The sequence below is a fragment of the Sphaerotilus sp. genome (assembly GCF_034519685.1).
Taxonomy (GTDB): Bacteria; Pseudomonadota; Gammaproteobacteria; order Burkholderiales; family Burkholderiaceae_C; genus Sphaerotilus.
This window is the reverse complement of record NZ_JAXHOF010000006.1, coordinates 1,756,866-1,770,870: the sequence shown is the minus strand read 5'-3', so window position 1 is coordinate 1,770,870 and position 14,005 is coordinate 1,756,866. Positions and strand designations below refer to the sequence as shown.

The 14,005-nt window shown below is 69.6% G+C and carries 14 protein-coding genes; 5 read left to right on the top strand and 9 right to left on the bottom strand.

Features of this window, described 5'->3' with window-relative positions; all coding sequences use genetic code 11:
• Positions 1–109: 109 nt before the first annotated feature.
• Positions 110–811 (bottom strand): GntR family transcriptional regulator, encoded by a 702-nt coding sequence (locus U5O44_RS18950; RefSeq protein WP_322589957.1) that lies wholly within the window; start codon positions 809–811, stop codon positions 110–112.
• Positions 812–947: 136 nt separating this feature from the next.
• Here U5O44_RS18950 and U5O44_RS18945 point away from each other — a divergent pair, with 136 nt between their 5' ends.
• The 5 genes from U5O44_RS18945 (at position 948) to U5O44_RS18925 (ending at position 5,020) form a co-directional block, all read left to right on the top strand.
• Positions 948–1,808: a fumarylacetoacetate hydrolase family protein gene (locus U5O44_RS18945; protein ID WP_322589956.1), complete on the top strand. Its 861-nt coding sequence runs from the start codon at positions 948–950 to the stop codon at positions 1,806–1,808.
• A gap of 68 nt (positions 1,809–1,876) precedes the next feature.
• Positions 1,877–2,839 carry a tripartite tricarboxylate transporter substrate binding protein gene (locus tag U5O44_RS18940; RefSeq protein ID WP_322589955.1) on the top strand — a complete coding sequence of 321 codons (963 nt, stop codon included), beginning with the start codon at positions 1,877–1,879 and terminating at the stop codon, positions 2,837–2,839.
• A 41-nt stretch (positions 2,840–2,880) separates the two neighbouring features.
• On the top strand, positions 2,881–3,465 hold the full coding sequence (locus tag U5O44_RS18935; RefSeq protein WP_322589954.1) for an amino acid synthesis family protein: 585 nt from the start codon (positions 2,881–2,883) through the stop codon (positions 3,463–3,465).
• Positions 3,462–4,454 (top strand): zinc-dependent alcohol dehydrogenase family protein, encoded by a 993-nt coding sequence (locus tag U5O44_RS18930; protein ID WP_322589953.1) that lies wholly within the window; start codon positions 3,462–3,464, stop codon positions 4,452–4,454. Before U5O44_RS18935 ends, U5O44_RS18930 begins: the two co-directional genes overlap by 4 nt.
• A gap of 14 nt (positions 4,455–4,468) precedes the next feature.
• Positions 4,469–5,020, top strand: coding sequence for a VOC family protein (locus U5O44_RS18925; protein WP_322589952.1), 552 nt, complete (start codon positions 4,469–4,471; stop codon positions 5,018–5,020).
• On the opposite strand, the gene U5O44_RS18920 is transcribed toward U5O44_RS18925, so the two are convergent.
• Genes U5O44_RS18920 through U5O44_RS18885 form a run of 8 tightly spaced genes read right to left on the bottom strand, consistent with a single transcriptional unit; the run spans position 5,009 to position 14,005 of the window.
• Complete coding sequence (locus tag U5O44_RS18920) at positions 5,009–5,956, bottom strand: electron transfer flavoprotein subunit alpha/FixB family protein (protein ID WP_322589951.1); 948 nt, start codon at positions 5,954–5,956, stop codon at positions 5,009–5,011. The genes U5O44_RS18925 and U5O44_RS18920 overlap by 12 nt on opposite strands.
• Position 5,957: 1 nt before the next feature.
• On the bottom strand, positions 5,958–6,707 hold the full coding sequence (locus U5O44_RS18915) for an electron transfer flavoprotein subunit beta/FixA family protein (protein ID WP_322589950.1): 750 nt from the start codon (positions 6,705–6,707) through the stop codon (positions 5,958–5,960).
• A 14-nt stretch (positions 6,708–6,721) separates the two neighbouring features.
• The gene (locus tag U5O44_RS18910; RefSeq protein WP_322589949.1) at positions 6,722–8,167 is read right to left on the bottom strand and encodes an aldehyde dehydrogenase family protein; all 1,446 of its coding nucleotides are present in this window, start codon (positions 8,165–8,167) and stop codon (positions 6,722–6,724) included.
• Complete coding sequence (locus U5O44_RS18905; RefSeq protein ID WP_322589948.1) at positions 8,164–9,126, bottom strand: fumarylacetoacetate hydrolase family protein; 963 nt, start codon at positions 9,124–9,126, stop codon at positions 8,164–8,166. Before U5O44_RS18905 ends, U5O44_RS18910 begins: the two co-directional genes overlap by 4 nt.
• On the bottom strand, positions 9,123–10,058 hold the full coding sequence (locus tag U5O44_RS18900; RefSeq protein WP_322589947.1) for a DODA-type extradiol aromatic ring-opening family dioxygenase: 936 nt from the start codon (positions 10,056–10,058) through the stop codon (positions 9,123–9,125). Before U5O44_RS18900 ends, U5O44_RS18905 begins: the two co-directional genes overlap by 4 nt.
• A gap of 23 nt (positions 10,059–10,081) precedes the next feature.
• A complete protein-coding gene (locus U5O44_RS18895; RefSeq protein ID WP_322589946.1) occupies positions 10,082–11,557 on the bottom strand; it encodes an aldehyde dehydrogenase family protein in 1,476 nt (491 codons plus the stop codon).
• Positions 11,558–11,570: 13 nt separating this feature from the next.
• A complete protein-coding gene (locus U5O44_RS18890) occupies positions 11,571–12,557 on the bottom strand; it encodes a Bug family tripartite tricarboxylate transporter substrate binding protein (RefSeq protein WP_322589945.1) in 987 nt (328 codons plus the stop codon).
• Positions 12,554–14,005, bottom strand: coding sequence for an FAD-binding oxidoreductase (locus U5O44_RS18885; protein WP_322589944.1), 1,452 nt, complete (start codon positions 14,003–14,005; stop codon positions 12,554–12,556). The genes U5O44_RS18890 and U5O44_RS18885 overlap by 4 nt, the downstream gene beginning before the upstream one ends.

Sequence of the window (14,005 nt, the reverse complement as noted above, 5' to 3'; positions counted from 1 at the left end):
GGGTGGCAAAACAAGGCGCCGAGTCTGGTCGCGGCGATTGGTGGCGACAAGCAATGGATTCGGCACCACCATCAAGCCAGGCTTGACAACGAACCCCGCAGCGACGCCGTCATTGCAGGCCGTTGGCCGCCTTGTTGACCAGCGCCGCCGCCACCAGCTGCTCGGTGTGCAGGATGTGCCGCCGCAGCAGCTCGGCCGCACGCTCCGCGTCGCGCGAGAGGGCGGCATCGAGCAGTTGCTGGTGCTCATCGTGCTTGCGCCGTGGTGTCTGGCGCCAGCGGGCAGCCCAGCGGCGGTAGCGCTCGGCGTTGTCGAACAACACATCCGCCATGTCCAGCAGCAGCGGCGACGTGCACCCGGCGTACAGGCCCAGGTGGAAGGCGCGGTGGCGGGCGGACCAGTCGTCGTCCAGTGTCTGGGGCTTGTCACCCAGGCGGCGCTCGGCCAGCCCCAGCGCATGCCCCGCCGCCACGGCCTGCGACTCCCAGGCATCCGAGCCATGGACGATCGCGTCCCGCAAGGCTTCGCATTCGACCAGCGTGCGCACACGGGCCAGATCGCTGACCCCCGCCGCCGTCAGCGGTGCCACGCGGAAGCCGCGGTTCTCCAGCGCACGCACAAGGCCCTGCTCGGACAGACGGTTCAGCGCCTCGCGCACGGGGCTGCTGCTCACCGAAAAACGCCGGCTGATGTCCTCGACGCGCAGCCGCTCGCCGGGCTCGAACTCGCAGCGCACGATGGCCTGCCGCAAGGCGCGATAGGCGCGCTCGGCCACCGGGGTCTCTGGGCTGTCATCAAGGTCTGGGGTCACGCGGAAATTATGCCTCCACGCCAGACCACCCTTTTCCGGGTTTGTGCCCATATCCTGTTTTATGCATAAAAGACAGTATTGTGCCCATCACTGACCTCGACACGGGCACCCACCCCGCCACTGCACGGAGATCCACATGAAACTCTTGTCCTACCTTCAAGACGGCCGCGAAACCTGGGGCACCGTCGTCGGCGATGGCGTCGTGTCGCTGGCCGCACGGACCGGCCACGCGACGCTGGCCGACTTCCTGGGCAGCCCCGATTTCGATCGGCGCGATGCGCTGGTGCAAGGCCTGACCGCCGAATTGCCGCTGGAGGGGCTGCACTTTCTGCCGGTCATCCCGCGGGCCGAGAAGATCGTCTGCGCCGTGCGCAACTACATGGACCACCACCAGGAGGTGATCGCCGCCGGCATGCAGCGCGAGCTGTCGGACGAGCCACCGATCTTCCTGCGCGTGTGGCGCTCCCAGGTCGGCCACGGACAGCCGGTGGTCTTTCCGCGTGTGTCCGACACGCTGGACTGGGAGGGCGAACTGGCGGTGATCATCGGCAAGCCCGGCCGCGACATCCCCGCCGAGCAGGCCTACGAACACGTCGCCGGCTACTCGGTCTACAACGACGTGAGCGTGCGCGAGTGGCAGTTCCACGCCAAGCAGATCGCCTCCGGCAAGAACTTCGAGGGCACTGGCCCCTTCGGCCCGTGGATGGTCACCGCCGACGAGATCGCACCGGGCCGCAACCTGAAGCTGGTCACCCGGCTGAACGGCGAGACGGTCCAGGACAGCCACACCGGCCACATGATCTTCTCGATCCCGCGCCTGATCGCCTACGCCTCGACCATCTTCACGCTGGTGCCTGGCGACGTGATCGCCACCGGCACGCCGGCCGGGGTGGGCTGGAGCCGCCGGCCGCAGCGCTTCATGAAACCGGGCGATGTGGTCGAGGTCGAGATCGAAGGCATCGGCCTGCTGCGCAATCCGGTGGTGGCCCAGGTCTGACGCGACACGACATGACGTGACCTGAACCGCCCGACCTTCCCCACCCGAAGTACGAAGGAGACAACCCCATGCAACGTCGCCACTTCACGCTCGCCGCGCTCGGCGCGGTCTGCCTGCCGCATGCGCAGGCCCAATCCTGGCCGCAGCGGCCCGTCAAGGTGCTGCAGGGCTTCGCGGCCGGCGGCAACGCGGACGCCATCGCCCGGCTCGTGGGCACCGAGATGAGCAAGGGCCTGGGCCAGCCCTTCGTGGTCGAGGCGCTGGCGGGGGCTGGCGGCACGCTGGCGTCCGGGGCCGTCGCGCGGGCCGCCTCCGACGGCTACACGATGCTGCTGGCCACCGGCGGCCACGCGGTCGCGGGCGCCTTGTACGAGAAGCTGCCCTACCAGACGGTCACCAGCTTCCAGATGGTGTCCACCATCACCTTCTTCCCCTTCCTCCTCGTCACCCAGGCCGACAGCAAGTACCGCACCCTGCGCGATGTGCTGACCGCCGCCAAGGCCACCAAGGGCGGCATCGCTTACGGCAGCGCCGGCGTCGGCTCGACCCACCACCTGGTGGGCGAGCTGCTGGCGAAGATGGCCGGGGTCGAGTTCCTGCATGTGCCTTTCCGTGGCGATTCGGCCTCCATCACCGCTCTGCTGGGCGGCGAGATCCCGTTCATCGTCGCGCCCCCGACGGCCGTGCTGGGCCAGTTGAAGGCCGGCAAGCTGCGGGCGCTGGCGGTCACGGGCGCGCAGCGCTGGACCGGCATGCCCGAGGTGCCCACCGTCGCCGAGCAGAGTGTCGCCGGCTTTGATGTGCGGTCCTGGGCCGGCTGGATGCTGCCCGCAGGCACGCCGCGCACCATCGTCGAGCACCTGCACGCCGAGACGCAGAAGGCGCTGCAGGTGCCCGCCGTCAAGGCCCGGCTGGAAGAGATGGGCGGCGAGGTGCGCGGCAGCACGCCGCAGGAAATGACCGCCATGGTCGCCGCAGAACTGCAGAAGTGGACCCAGGTGGTCGCCGACGCCAAGATCCCGCGCCTTTGAACATCGCCAAGCACCTTCAAGGCACCTCCAGGAGTTTCCCCATGTCCACATCGATGATCCAGGTCCGCAAGCGACAGCTCACGGTCGAAACCATCCACCACGAGGGCGGGCCCGTCGCGGCCGTGCCGCTGCGCATGGCCGCCGCGCTGGCCGTCGTCCGCAACCCGTTCGCTGGTCGCTATGAAGCCGACCTGCTGCCCTTCATGGCCGAGCTGCGCACGCTCGGCACCGAGCTGGCCGAAGAGCTGGTCGGCGTGCTCGGCAAGGACCGCGTCGAAGCCTATGGCAAGGCGGCCATCGTCGGCGTCAACGGCGAGCTGGAGCACGGCGCCGTGTGGCACGAGGCCGGTGGCTGGGCGATGCGCGCCGCGCTCGGCGAGCCCAAGGCCATCGTGCCGGCGGGCAAGGCGGTCGCGAACGCGGGCTACCGACTGATGGTGCCGCTGCACTACATCCACGCGGCCTATGTGCGCAGCCATTTCAACAGCATGGAAGTGGGCGTGCAGGACGGCCCGCGCCCGGACGAGATCGTCTTCGCCCTGGTGATGGCGGACGGCGGCCGTGTCCATGCGCGCCTGGGCGGCCTGCGCAAGGACCAGGTCCAGGTCGGCGACGGTCAGCGATGAGAGCCGTCCTGGTCCGAACGCCCGGCGGCGTTGACGCGCTGGAAGTCGCCGAGGTCGCCCATCCTGTCCCCGGTCCGGGCGAGGCCCGTGTGCGCGCCGTGGCCATCGGCGTCGGCCGGCCCGATGTGCTGATCCGCCAGGGCAGCTACAAGTGGATGCCGCCGCTGCCCGCCATCCCGGGCAACGAGGTGGCCGGTGTCGTCGATGCGGTCGGCCCGGGGGTGAGCGCGGTGCAGGTCGGCGACCGTGTGCTGCTGAGCGCACGCGAGCTGCCGCAGCGCGGTGGCGGGTACGCGGAGTTCGCCTGCGCGCCGGCCGAGGCGCTGTACGCGCTGCCCGACAGCCTCGACTTCGACGCCGCCGTGAGCCTGCCCAACTTCCAGCTCGCGCAGGCGCTGCTGTTCGGTGGCGGCAGCGCGGTGCCGCTGCAGTCGGTGTTGGTCACCGCGGCGGCCGGAGGCGTCGCGTCTGCCGTGGTGCAGACGGCACGGGCCCACGGGCTGAACGTCATCGCCACCGCCAGCACCGAAGACAAGCGCCGCTTCGTGCTGGACAACGGCGCCCGCGCGGCCCTCGATCCGCGTGACCCCACGCTGGTCGAGCAGGTGAAGGCCCTGACCGACGGCCGCGGCGTGGAGCTGGCGCTCGACCCCACGGGCGGGGCGCTGTTCATCGCCTGCCTGCACGCGCTGGCCCCGCTGGGCATGGCGATGTCCTACAACATCCTGGGTGGCCCGCCGAGCGCGGACGTCTTCACCGAACTGCGCAAGCTGCTCGGGCGCAGCCTGGCCGTGCGCACCTTCTCGATGCACAGCTTCGATGCCGACACGACCCGGCGCCGCGCGCTGATGCAGGCTGCGATCGACCTGATGGCCCGCGGCGCGGTGCAGGCGCCCACCGCCACCGTGCTGCCGTTGTCAGAGGCGCGCCGTGCCCACGAGCTGCTCGACGCCCCGTCCTTCATGGGCAAACTTGTCCTTCACCCTTGACCGGGAAACTGACCATGTCTCTTGCTTCCCAGACTTCCCAGACCACGCCGCAGTTGTCGCACTTCGGCATCTTCGTGCAGGACGTCGAAGCCATGACGCGCTTCTACACCCGCGTCTTCAGCCTGCGCCTCACCGACCGCGGCGTCGGACGCAACTTCAAGGTGCCGCTGCATTTCCTGAGCGGCTCGGCGGACCAGCACCACCAGCTGGTGCTGGCCGGCGGGCGCGCGCCCGACTCGCCGAGCACGGTGATGCAGCTGTCGTTCAAGGTGCCCACGATCGACGACCTGCGCCGCGTCCGAGCACTGGCGCTGGCCGAAGGCGCCAGCCAGATGCGCGGCATGAACCACGGCAATGCGCTGTCGATCTATTTCTCGGACATCGAGGGCAACACGGTCGAGGTCTATCTGGACACGCCGTGGTACGTGCCGCAGCCGCATGGCGATCCGCTGGATCTGGACCGCCCGGACGAGGAGATCTGGGCTGAGACGGAGGCGATCTGCCGAGCCGACCCGGGCTTCGTGCCCTTGGCCGACTGGCAGGCCCGGTTCACTTCAGCCCATTGAACCCAGCGCCTCGACCAGCTCAGGCACGGCCTCGAACAGATCCGCTTCGAGGCCGTAGTCCGCAACGCTGAAGATCGGGGCTTCGGGATCCTTGTTGATCGCGACGATCACCTTGGAATCCTTCATGCCCGCCAGGTGCTGGATCGCACCCGAGATGCCGCAGGCCACATACAGCTGCGGCGCGACGATCTTGCCGGTCTGCCCGACCTGCCAGTCGTTGGGCGCGTAGCCCGCGTCCACCGCCGCGCGGCTGGCGCCCAGTGCCGCGCCCAGCTTGTCCGCCAGCGGGATCAGCACTTCATTGAACTTGTCGCTGGAGCCCAGCGCGCGGCCACCGGAGACGATGATCTTCGCGGCGGTGAGTTCCGGGCGGTCGCTCTTCGTCACCTCGCGGCCCACAAAAGCGCTCTTGCCGGAGTCGGCTGCAGCCGCGACCGTCTCCACCACGGCGCTGCCGCCGGTGGCCGCCGCAGCGCCGAAGCCGGTGGCGCGCACGGTGATGACCTTGACCGCGTCCAGGCTCTGCACGGTGGCGACCGCGTTGCCGGCGTAGATCGGGCGCTCGAAGGTGTCGGCGCTGATGACCTTGGTGATGTCGGTCACCTGGGCCACGTCGAGCTTGGCAGCGACGCGCGGCGCGACATTCTTGCCGCTGGCGGTCGCCGGGAACAGCAGGTGGCTGTAGCCACCGGCCACGGCCAGCACCTGCGCCGCGAGGTTCTCGGCCAGACCGTCGGCGAGGCTCGCACCGTCGGCGTGCAGCACCTTGGTGACGCCGGCGATCTGCGCAGCCGCAGCCGCAGCCGCACCGGCGTTCGCGCCCGCGACCAGCACATGCACGTCGCCGATCTGCGCCGCAGCGGTCACGGTGTTGAGCGTGGCACCCTTGATGGAGGCGCAGTCGTGTTCAGCAATGACAAGTACGGATGTAGCCATCTCAGATCACCTTCGCTTCGTTCTTCAGCTTGGCGACCAGCGCCGCCACATCCGCCACCTTGATGCCCGCGCTGCGCTTGGCCGGCTCGGCCACCTGCAGCGTCTTGATGCGCGGCGCCACGTCCACGCCCAGCGCCTCCGGCTTGACCGTCTCCAGCGGCTTCTTCTTCGCCTTCATGATGTTCGGCAGCGTCACGTACCGCGGCTCGTTCAGGCGCAGGTCGATCGTCACGATCGCCGGCAGCGACACCGACACCGTCTCCAGGCCACCGTCCACCTCGCGGGTCACCACGGCGCGGCCGTCGGCGACCTCGACCTTCGAGGCGAACGTCGCTTGCGGCAGGTCCGCCAGCGCGGCCAGCATCTGGCCGGTCTGGTTGCAGTCATCGTCGATCGCCTGCTTGCCCAGGATCACCAGGCCCGGCTGTTCGCGGTCCACCAGCGCCTTCAGCAGCTTGGCCACCGCCAGCGGCTGCAGCTCCGCATCCGTCTCGACCAGGATGCCGCGATCGGCACCGATCGCCATCGCCGTGCGCAGCGTGTCCTGGCACTGGCTCACGCCGCACGACACCGCCACGATCTCCGTGACGATGCCCTTCTCCTTCAGCCGCACCGCTTCCTCGACGGCAATCTCGTCGAAGGGGTTCATGCTCATCTTCACGTTGGCGATGTCCACCCCGATGCCATCAGACTTGACGCGGACCTTGACGTTGTAGTCGACCACCCGCTTCACACAGACAAGAGCTTTCATATTTCCTTCTTCCTTCAGGGCGCCACGTAGGTCGTCTTGACGGTCGTGTAGAACTCGGCGGCGTGGCGGCCCTGCTCCCGCGGCCCGTGGCTGGAGCCCTTGCGCCCGCCGAAGGGCACATGCGGATCGACGCCCGCCGTCGGCGCGTTGACCATCACCATGCCGGCCTGCAGGTGGCGCTTGAAATGCGCGGCGAGTTTCAAGGAGGTCGTGCAGACGCCGGAGGACAGGCCGAACTCGGTGTCGTTCGCCGTCGCCAGCGCCTCCTCGGCGTCGCGCACCCGGATCACCGACGCCACCGGGCCGAAGATCTCCTCGCGGTTGATGCGCATGCCGTTGTGCGTGTCCACGAACAGCGCCGGCTGCAGGTAGAAGCCGGGCTTGCCGTGCATCGTCTCGCGCACGTCGCCACCGAAGGCCAGCCGAGCGCCTTCACGCCGGCCGATGTCGATGTAGTCGGTGTCCTGCTGCAGCTGCACCGCGTCGACCACCGGGCCGATCGAAGTGCGGGCGTCACGGGCGTCACCGACCACCAGCGTCTTCATCCGTTCCACCACCGCCGCGACGAACCGGTCGTGGATGCCCTCCGTGACGATGAGCCGGGACGAGGCCGTGCAGCGCTGGCCGGTGGAGAAGAACGCCCCGTTGATGGCGCAATTCACCGCCACCTCTAGGTCCGCATCGTCGAGCACCACCAGCGGATTCTTGCCGCCCATCTCCAGCTGGAACTTGGCCATCGGACCGGGGCGGCCGATGCAGGCCTGCGCCACCTTGCGGCCGGTGGCTTCCGAGCCGGTGAAGGTCACCGCGGACACCCGGGCATCGTTCAGCAGCGCCTCGCCCACGTCACGCCCGCGCCCCATCACGAGGTTGAACGTGCCCGCGGGCAGGCGGGCGCGGCTGAGGATCTCCGCCAGCGCCCAGGCGCTGGCGGGCACGTTCTCGGCGGGCTTGAAGACCACCGCGTTGCCGTGGGCCAGCGCGGGCGCGATCTTCCAGGCGGGAATCGCGATCGGGAAGTTCCACGGCGTGATGATGCCGACCACGCCCACCGGCTCGCGGGTGATTTCCACGGACATGCCCGGCCGTGTCGACGGGAGCAGCTCGCCGCCAGTCCGCAGCGTCTCGCCCGCGAAGAACTTGAAGATCTGTCCCGCGCGCACGACCTCGCCGACCGCCTCGGCGAGCGTCTTGCCTTCCTCGCGCGCCAGCAGGTCGCCCAGCTCGTCACGGCGCGCCAGGATCTCGCTGCCGACGGCATCGAGCGCATCGAAGCGCTGCTGCGGGGTGGACGCGGCCCAGAGGGGCTGGGCGGCATGGGCCGCCGCGATCGCCTCGGCGGCCTGTCCGGCGTCGGCGCGGGCGTACAGCCCGACGACGTCGCGCGTGTCCGAGGGATTGATGTTGTCGGCGGCCGTGGCGCCGTCCACCCATGCACCGGCGATGTGGTTGCGCTTCATGTCGGGGCCGTGGTCGAGGTCGGGAGCGAAGGCTGGCGGGCCTGGCGCAGGTTCTCCTTGAACCGCTCGGGCACCCGCTCGTCGAAGCCCAGCGCCACGCGCCGCACCTCCGGCGTGTCGGTCGGCGCGTGGCCCACGCCAAGCGCCGCCGCGCGCGGCGCGTCGATGGCCACCACCGTGCCGCCCACCCGGCCGATGCCGGTGATCTCGCACTCGACGAAGTGGCCGGGATCGACGCTGCGCGAATGGCAGGGCGTGCCCATCAGGATCACGTCGCCGGGCACCAGCGTGATGTGGCGCGCGATGTCGGCGATCACGTAGTGCGGGCCCCAGATCGTCTCCTCGCCGATGTGCGCTTCCTGCACGACCCGCCCGTCCACGAAGGTGCGCAGCGTCTGCTCGAACAGGTTCACGCCGCGCACGATGCCGGGACCGATGGGCAGCAGCGTGTCGGCGCCCTTGACGCGCAGCATCGAGCCCTGGTCGGTGTCGCGGAAGTCCTGCAGCCCCATGTCCAGCGCCGGACAGAAGCCTTCGATGCAGTCCCAGGCCTCGTCGGGCGTGACGTTGCGGCAGGTCTTGCCGATGACGACCGCGTACTCGCCCTCGTAGTTGAGGTACTTGCAGTCGGCGGGCTTCAGGATCTGCCCGCCGTGGCCGTTCAGCGAGGTCGGCGGCTTGGTGAAGTAGGTCGGCGTCTCGGTCGGCTTGGGGCGGTTGCGGGTCTCGACGCTGCGCGAGCTGTACGAGATGTGGACCGCGATGATCTTGCTCGGGTTCACCGGCGGCAGGTAGCTGGCCCCCGCCGCCTCGACGGTGCGGCCATCGTCCAGCACCAGCGTGGTGTCGTCCCGCATCGTGCCCCAGAACGCGCTGCCACCGATCAGCACGCGGCGCCGCTCGACGCGCGGGCCGCGCATCACGGCCGGGAGTTCGGTGAAGGGAAACTCGAAGTTCATGCCTGCGCTCCCTGGGTGTCAATCGCTTCGAGCGCGCCGAGCACGTCGAACCAGATGTGGATGTTGCCGGTGCCCCGGGCGTTTTCGTAGGCCGACAGCGGCTCGCCCCGCGCCTGGCAGTCCCGCCCGCCCATGGCGCCGACCATCTGCAGGTAGTGCGCGCCGAACGCCTCCCAGGGCATCCGCCGGTACTCGTCGTCCCAGCGGTCGATCACCTCGCCGTGGCGCCCCTGGCGGAACAGCGCGATGGCGCCCTTGTCGCTCTCGATGTTCTCGGGGCGGGACACGTTGGTCTCGTGGAAGATGCGCGGGTGGTTCGGCTTCCAGTCGATCGCGTTGAACTTGTGGCTGAGCGCCCCGGAGGCCAGCAGCACGACGCGCAATCCACTGCGGCGGATCGCCTCGCCAATGGCCTCACCAGAGTTCAGGAAATGCGGCCAGTCACAGTTCTGGCACGAGCTGACCGTGACCACCGGCAGGTCTGCGTCCTCCAGGCGCAGCTGCTTGACGAGGTTGATGGTGGCGTACTGGCGGCCCAGATCGGGGTGGGCGATGACCCGGTTGTAGCCACCACGCTCGCGGGACACCGCCTCGATCTGCCGCGCCAGCGCAGGGTGTCCGCGGTAGTCATAGGGCACGCCATGCAGGTACCACGGCATCTCGTCGGAGATGTAGCGGCCGCTGTAGCGCCGGCCGCCATCCACCAGGTGATAGCCGGTGGTGAACCAGTGCGAGTCGAAGATCATCACCACATCGGGTGCGGCTTGCGCGATCTTTTCGCGCAAGCGGGCGTAGCCGGAGATGAGGTCGGAGTCGGCACCCGCGCCCTGCAGCACGCGGAACTCCTCGCACTGCATCAGCCCGGGGTGGTGGGACACGACGGCCGCGCCGACGATCTGTCCGTGCTGGGTGTCGTTCTTGGTGTCATGCATGGAACACGCTCTTTCTCAACGTCTCAACGGTGACTGAAGCTCGGACGGAAGGGCTTCTTCGGCACCACCACATCCTTCACGTCACAGAAAAACTCGAAGCTCCAGTCCCCGCCCTCGCGGCCGATGCCGCTGCGCTTGATGCCGCCGAACGGAGCCTGGAGGTCGCGGATGCCGAAGCTGTTGACCCAGATGAAGCCGGTGCGCACCCGGTCGGCGATGGCGATGGCGTGCGCCGTGTCGCCGTAGCACACCCCCCCCAGCCCGTAGTCGGTGCCATTGGCCATCGCCACCGCCTCGTCGTCGCTGGCGAAGCTCTGCAGCGTCAGCACCGGGCCGAAGACCTCGTTCTGCACGATCTCGTCGTCCTGCGAGAGGCCGGTGAGCATCGTCGGCTGCACGTACTGCGCCCCGAAGGGATGCGGCTGGCCGCCCCACAGCACCTGCGCGCCGCCCGCGACCGCCCGGTCGATGAAGCCGAGCACACGCTCGACCTGACGCGGGTGGATGATCGGGCCGACCTCGGTGGCCTCGTCGCGCGGATCGCCGACGCACAAGCCGTCGACCGTGGTCCGCATGGCGGCGATGAAGCGCTCGGCCACCCGCTCATGCACCAGGAAGCGGGTGCCCGCCAGACAGACCTGCCCCGCGTTGCGGTACATCAGCGCACCGGTCGCGGCGGCGGCGTCGATGTCGGCGTCTTCCAGCACGATGAACGGGCTCTTGCCACCGAGTTCCAGGCTGCACGGCACCAGGTTGGCACCGGCCGCCTGGGCGATGCGCTTGGCTGTCGGCACACTGCCGGTGAACGAGACGCGGGCAATGCGCGGATCGGCCACCAACTGCGCGCCGGTCGTGGCGCCGATGCCCTGCACCACGTTGAACACGCCGGGCGGCAGACCCACGGCATGGGCCGCGTCCGCCAGCAGCGAGCAGGTCAGCGGCGCCCACTCCGGCGGTTTCAGGATGCAGGTGTTGCCCGCCGCCAGCGCAGGGCCGAGCTTCCAGGTCGACAGCATCAGCGGCGCGTTCCACGGCGTGATGATGACCACCACGCCGGCTGGGTCGTGGCGCACGCGGTGGTGCGCCTGCTCGGTATCGATCGGCCGCTCCTGCAGGCCGAGCGCGTGCTCGGCGAACCAGCGGAGGTTGAGCATCGCGCGCGGCACGACGCCGTGCCGCATGCGCGACAGCAGCACCCCCGCGTCGTTGCTTTCGAGGGTGCAGAAGGCGTCGGCACGCCGACCGATCTCCTCGGCGAAGCGGTCGAGGTAGGGCAGGCGCTCGGCCGCGGTCATCGCCGACCAGGCGGGGAAGGCACGTTGCGCAGCGGCAATCGCCTGCTCCACGTGCACCGGCTGGCCAGCCGCCACCTGCCCCAGCAAACGCTGGTCGATGGGACTGAACAGCTCGAAACGTTCCTCGGACGGGACGCGCTCGCCGTCGATGTAGTGATCCGGCGAGACGAGGACGCCCGCCACTTCCAGCATGGAGGTGCTCATGGAGGTGCGCATGTCAGGAATCCGCCGTGAACCCGATGGTCTTGATCAGCGGCGCCCAGCGCTCGCTGTCCTTCTTCAGCAGCGCGGCCAGCTCCGCCGGGGACGACGGGCGCGCTTCCAGGCCCATCTGCGCCAGCGCTTCGACCATGTCCGGCGCATTCAGCGCATTGCGGATGGCGGTGGCAGCCCGGTTGAGCGCGTCGGCGGGCACCTTGGCCGGCATGTAGAAGCCGAACCACTCGTCGAACACGATGTCCTTGAAGCCCTGTTCGGCATAGGTGGCCACGCCGGGGGCGAACTTGCTGCGCGCCGCACCCGAGGTGGCGAGCAGGCGGACCTTGCCGGCCGGGAGGTGCTGCAGGAACTCGCCCACCGGGCCGGACACCGACGCCACCTGCCCCCCGATCAGGTCGGCAATCGCGGGCTGGGTGCCCCGATACGGCACGTGCTTCAGGTCCACGCCCGCGGCGCGTCCGAACAGCTCGGCGACGAAATGCGGGACCGAGCCGGCCGCCGGGCTGCCGAAGTTCGCGTCCTTCGGGTTCGCCTTGCACCAGCCCACGAAGTCGGCCAGCGTCTTCACGCTGGCGGGCACCATCGGCCCGACCGCGAAGCCGAAGTCGAAGCGCACGGCCTGCGACACCGGCTGGAAATCGGCCACGGGGTCGTAGGGCAGCTTCTTGTAGGTGTGCGGATAGATGCCGAGCATCGACATCGGCGTCACCAGCAAGGTCAGGCCATCGGCGGGGGCGATCTTCAGCGCCGACAGCGCGATCTGGCCGCCGGCACCGGTGCGGTTTTCCACCACGACCGACTTGGCCAGCACCTCGCGCAGCTTGTCAGCGACCCGGCGCCCCGTGACATCGACCGTGCCGCCAGGGGCGAAGCCGGCGAAGATGCGAGCGCTGTCGGGAAGACCTTGTGCATGACCCAGCGGGTGGGCCAGCGCGAGGCCGGTGGCGGCGGCGGTCAGGATGAAATGTCGACGTTGGCTGTTCATGTTCGTGTCTCCGAGGCGTTGTGGGGGATCGTGTCCGGCGTGCCGAGCAATTTGCCCGGGTTCATCAGGTTCAAGGGGTCCAGCGCCTGCTTGATGGCCCGCATCAGGCGCTGCTCGACGGCGGGCTTGTACCGGGCGGCCTCGTCACGGCGCAGCACGCCCAGCCCATGCTCGGCCGAGATCGAGCCGCCCGCGGCGTCGACCGCGTCATGCACCAGTCGGTTGATCGGCGCCTCCAGCGCGAGGAAGTCGGCCTTGGCCATCCCGCCCGCGGGGGGCGAGACGTTGTAGTGCAGGTTGCCGTCCCCGAGGTGGCCGAACACCACGAGCCGCAGGCCGGGGAAGTACCTCGCCAGGGCCGCGTCGGTGTGCGCGATGAAGTCCGGGATGCGCGTGATGGGCAGCGCGATGTCGTGCTTGATGGTCGGCCCTTCGGCGCTCTGCGACTCCGAAATGTCCTCCCGCAGCGCCCAGAGGCTGCGGAACTGCGCGACGCTGGCCGAGAGCGCGGCGTCGCTGGCATGGCCGGCCTCCAGCGCGACTTCGAGCAGGGCCTCGATGGCCTCCGCCGCCGCGGACTCCCCGATGGCACTGCTCACCTCCAGCAGCACGTACCACGGCGACGGCTCGGCCAGCGGGCGGCGCGCGGCGTCCACATGCTTCTCGACCAATTGCAGGCAGGTCTCGCTGACGAGTTCGAAGGCGGTGAGGTCGGCCGCCAGCCGCTGCTGCGCCAGCGACATCAACGCCAGCGCAGCCGAAGGCGACGGCACCGCGACGAAGGCGACGACCTGGGCGGCGGGCAGCGGGAACAGCTTCAGCACGGCCGCGGTGATGACGCCCAGCGTGCCCTCGCTGCCGATGTAGAGATCGCGCAGCGCATAGCCCGTGTTGTCCTTGCGCAGCGGCCGCAAGCCGTTCCACAGCTCGCCCTCGGCGGTCACGACCTCCAGGCCCAGGCACAGCTCGCGGGCGTTGCCATAGCGCAGCACCTGCACCCCGCCCGCGTTGGTGGCGAGGTTGCCGCCGATGGTGCAGGTGCCTTGTGCCGCCAGGCTGAGCGGGAAGAGGCGCCCGGCGTCCCGCGCTGCGTCCTGCACCTGCTGCAGCGTGACACCCGCCTCGACGGTGATGGTCTGTCCCACCGGGTCGAGCGCGCGGATGCGTTGCAGACGGGCCGTGGACAACACCAGGCTGCGGCCTTCGGAACGGGGCGTGGCACCGCCGGACAGGCCGGTGTTGCCCCCTTGCGGCACCACGGCAACCCCGTGCGCCCGGCACCAGCGCAGCACCGCAGCCACGCCTTCGGCGGTGTCGGGCTGCGCCACGGCGAGGGCGCGGCCGGTCCACTTGCGGCGCCAGTCGGTCAGGAACGGCGCCACGGCGTCGGGGTCTTCCAGCAGGCGCCCGGCAAAAGCAGCGCGCAGGTCAGAGAGGTCGGTGCTCAA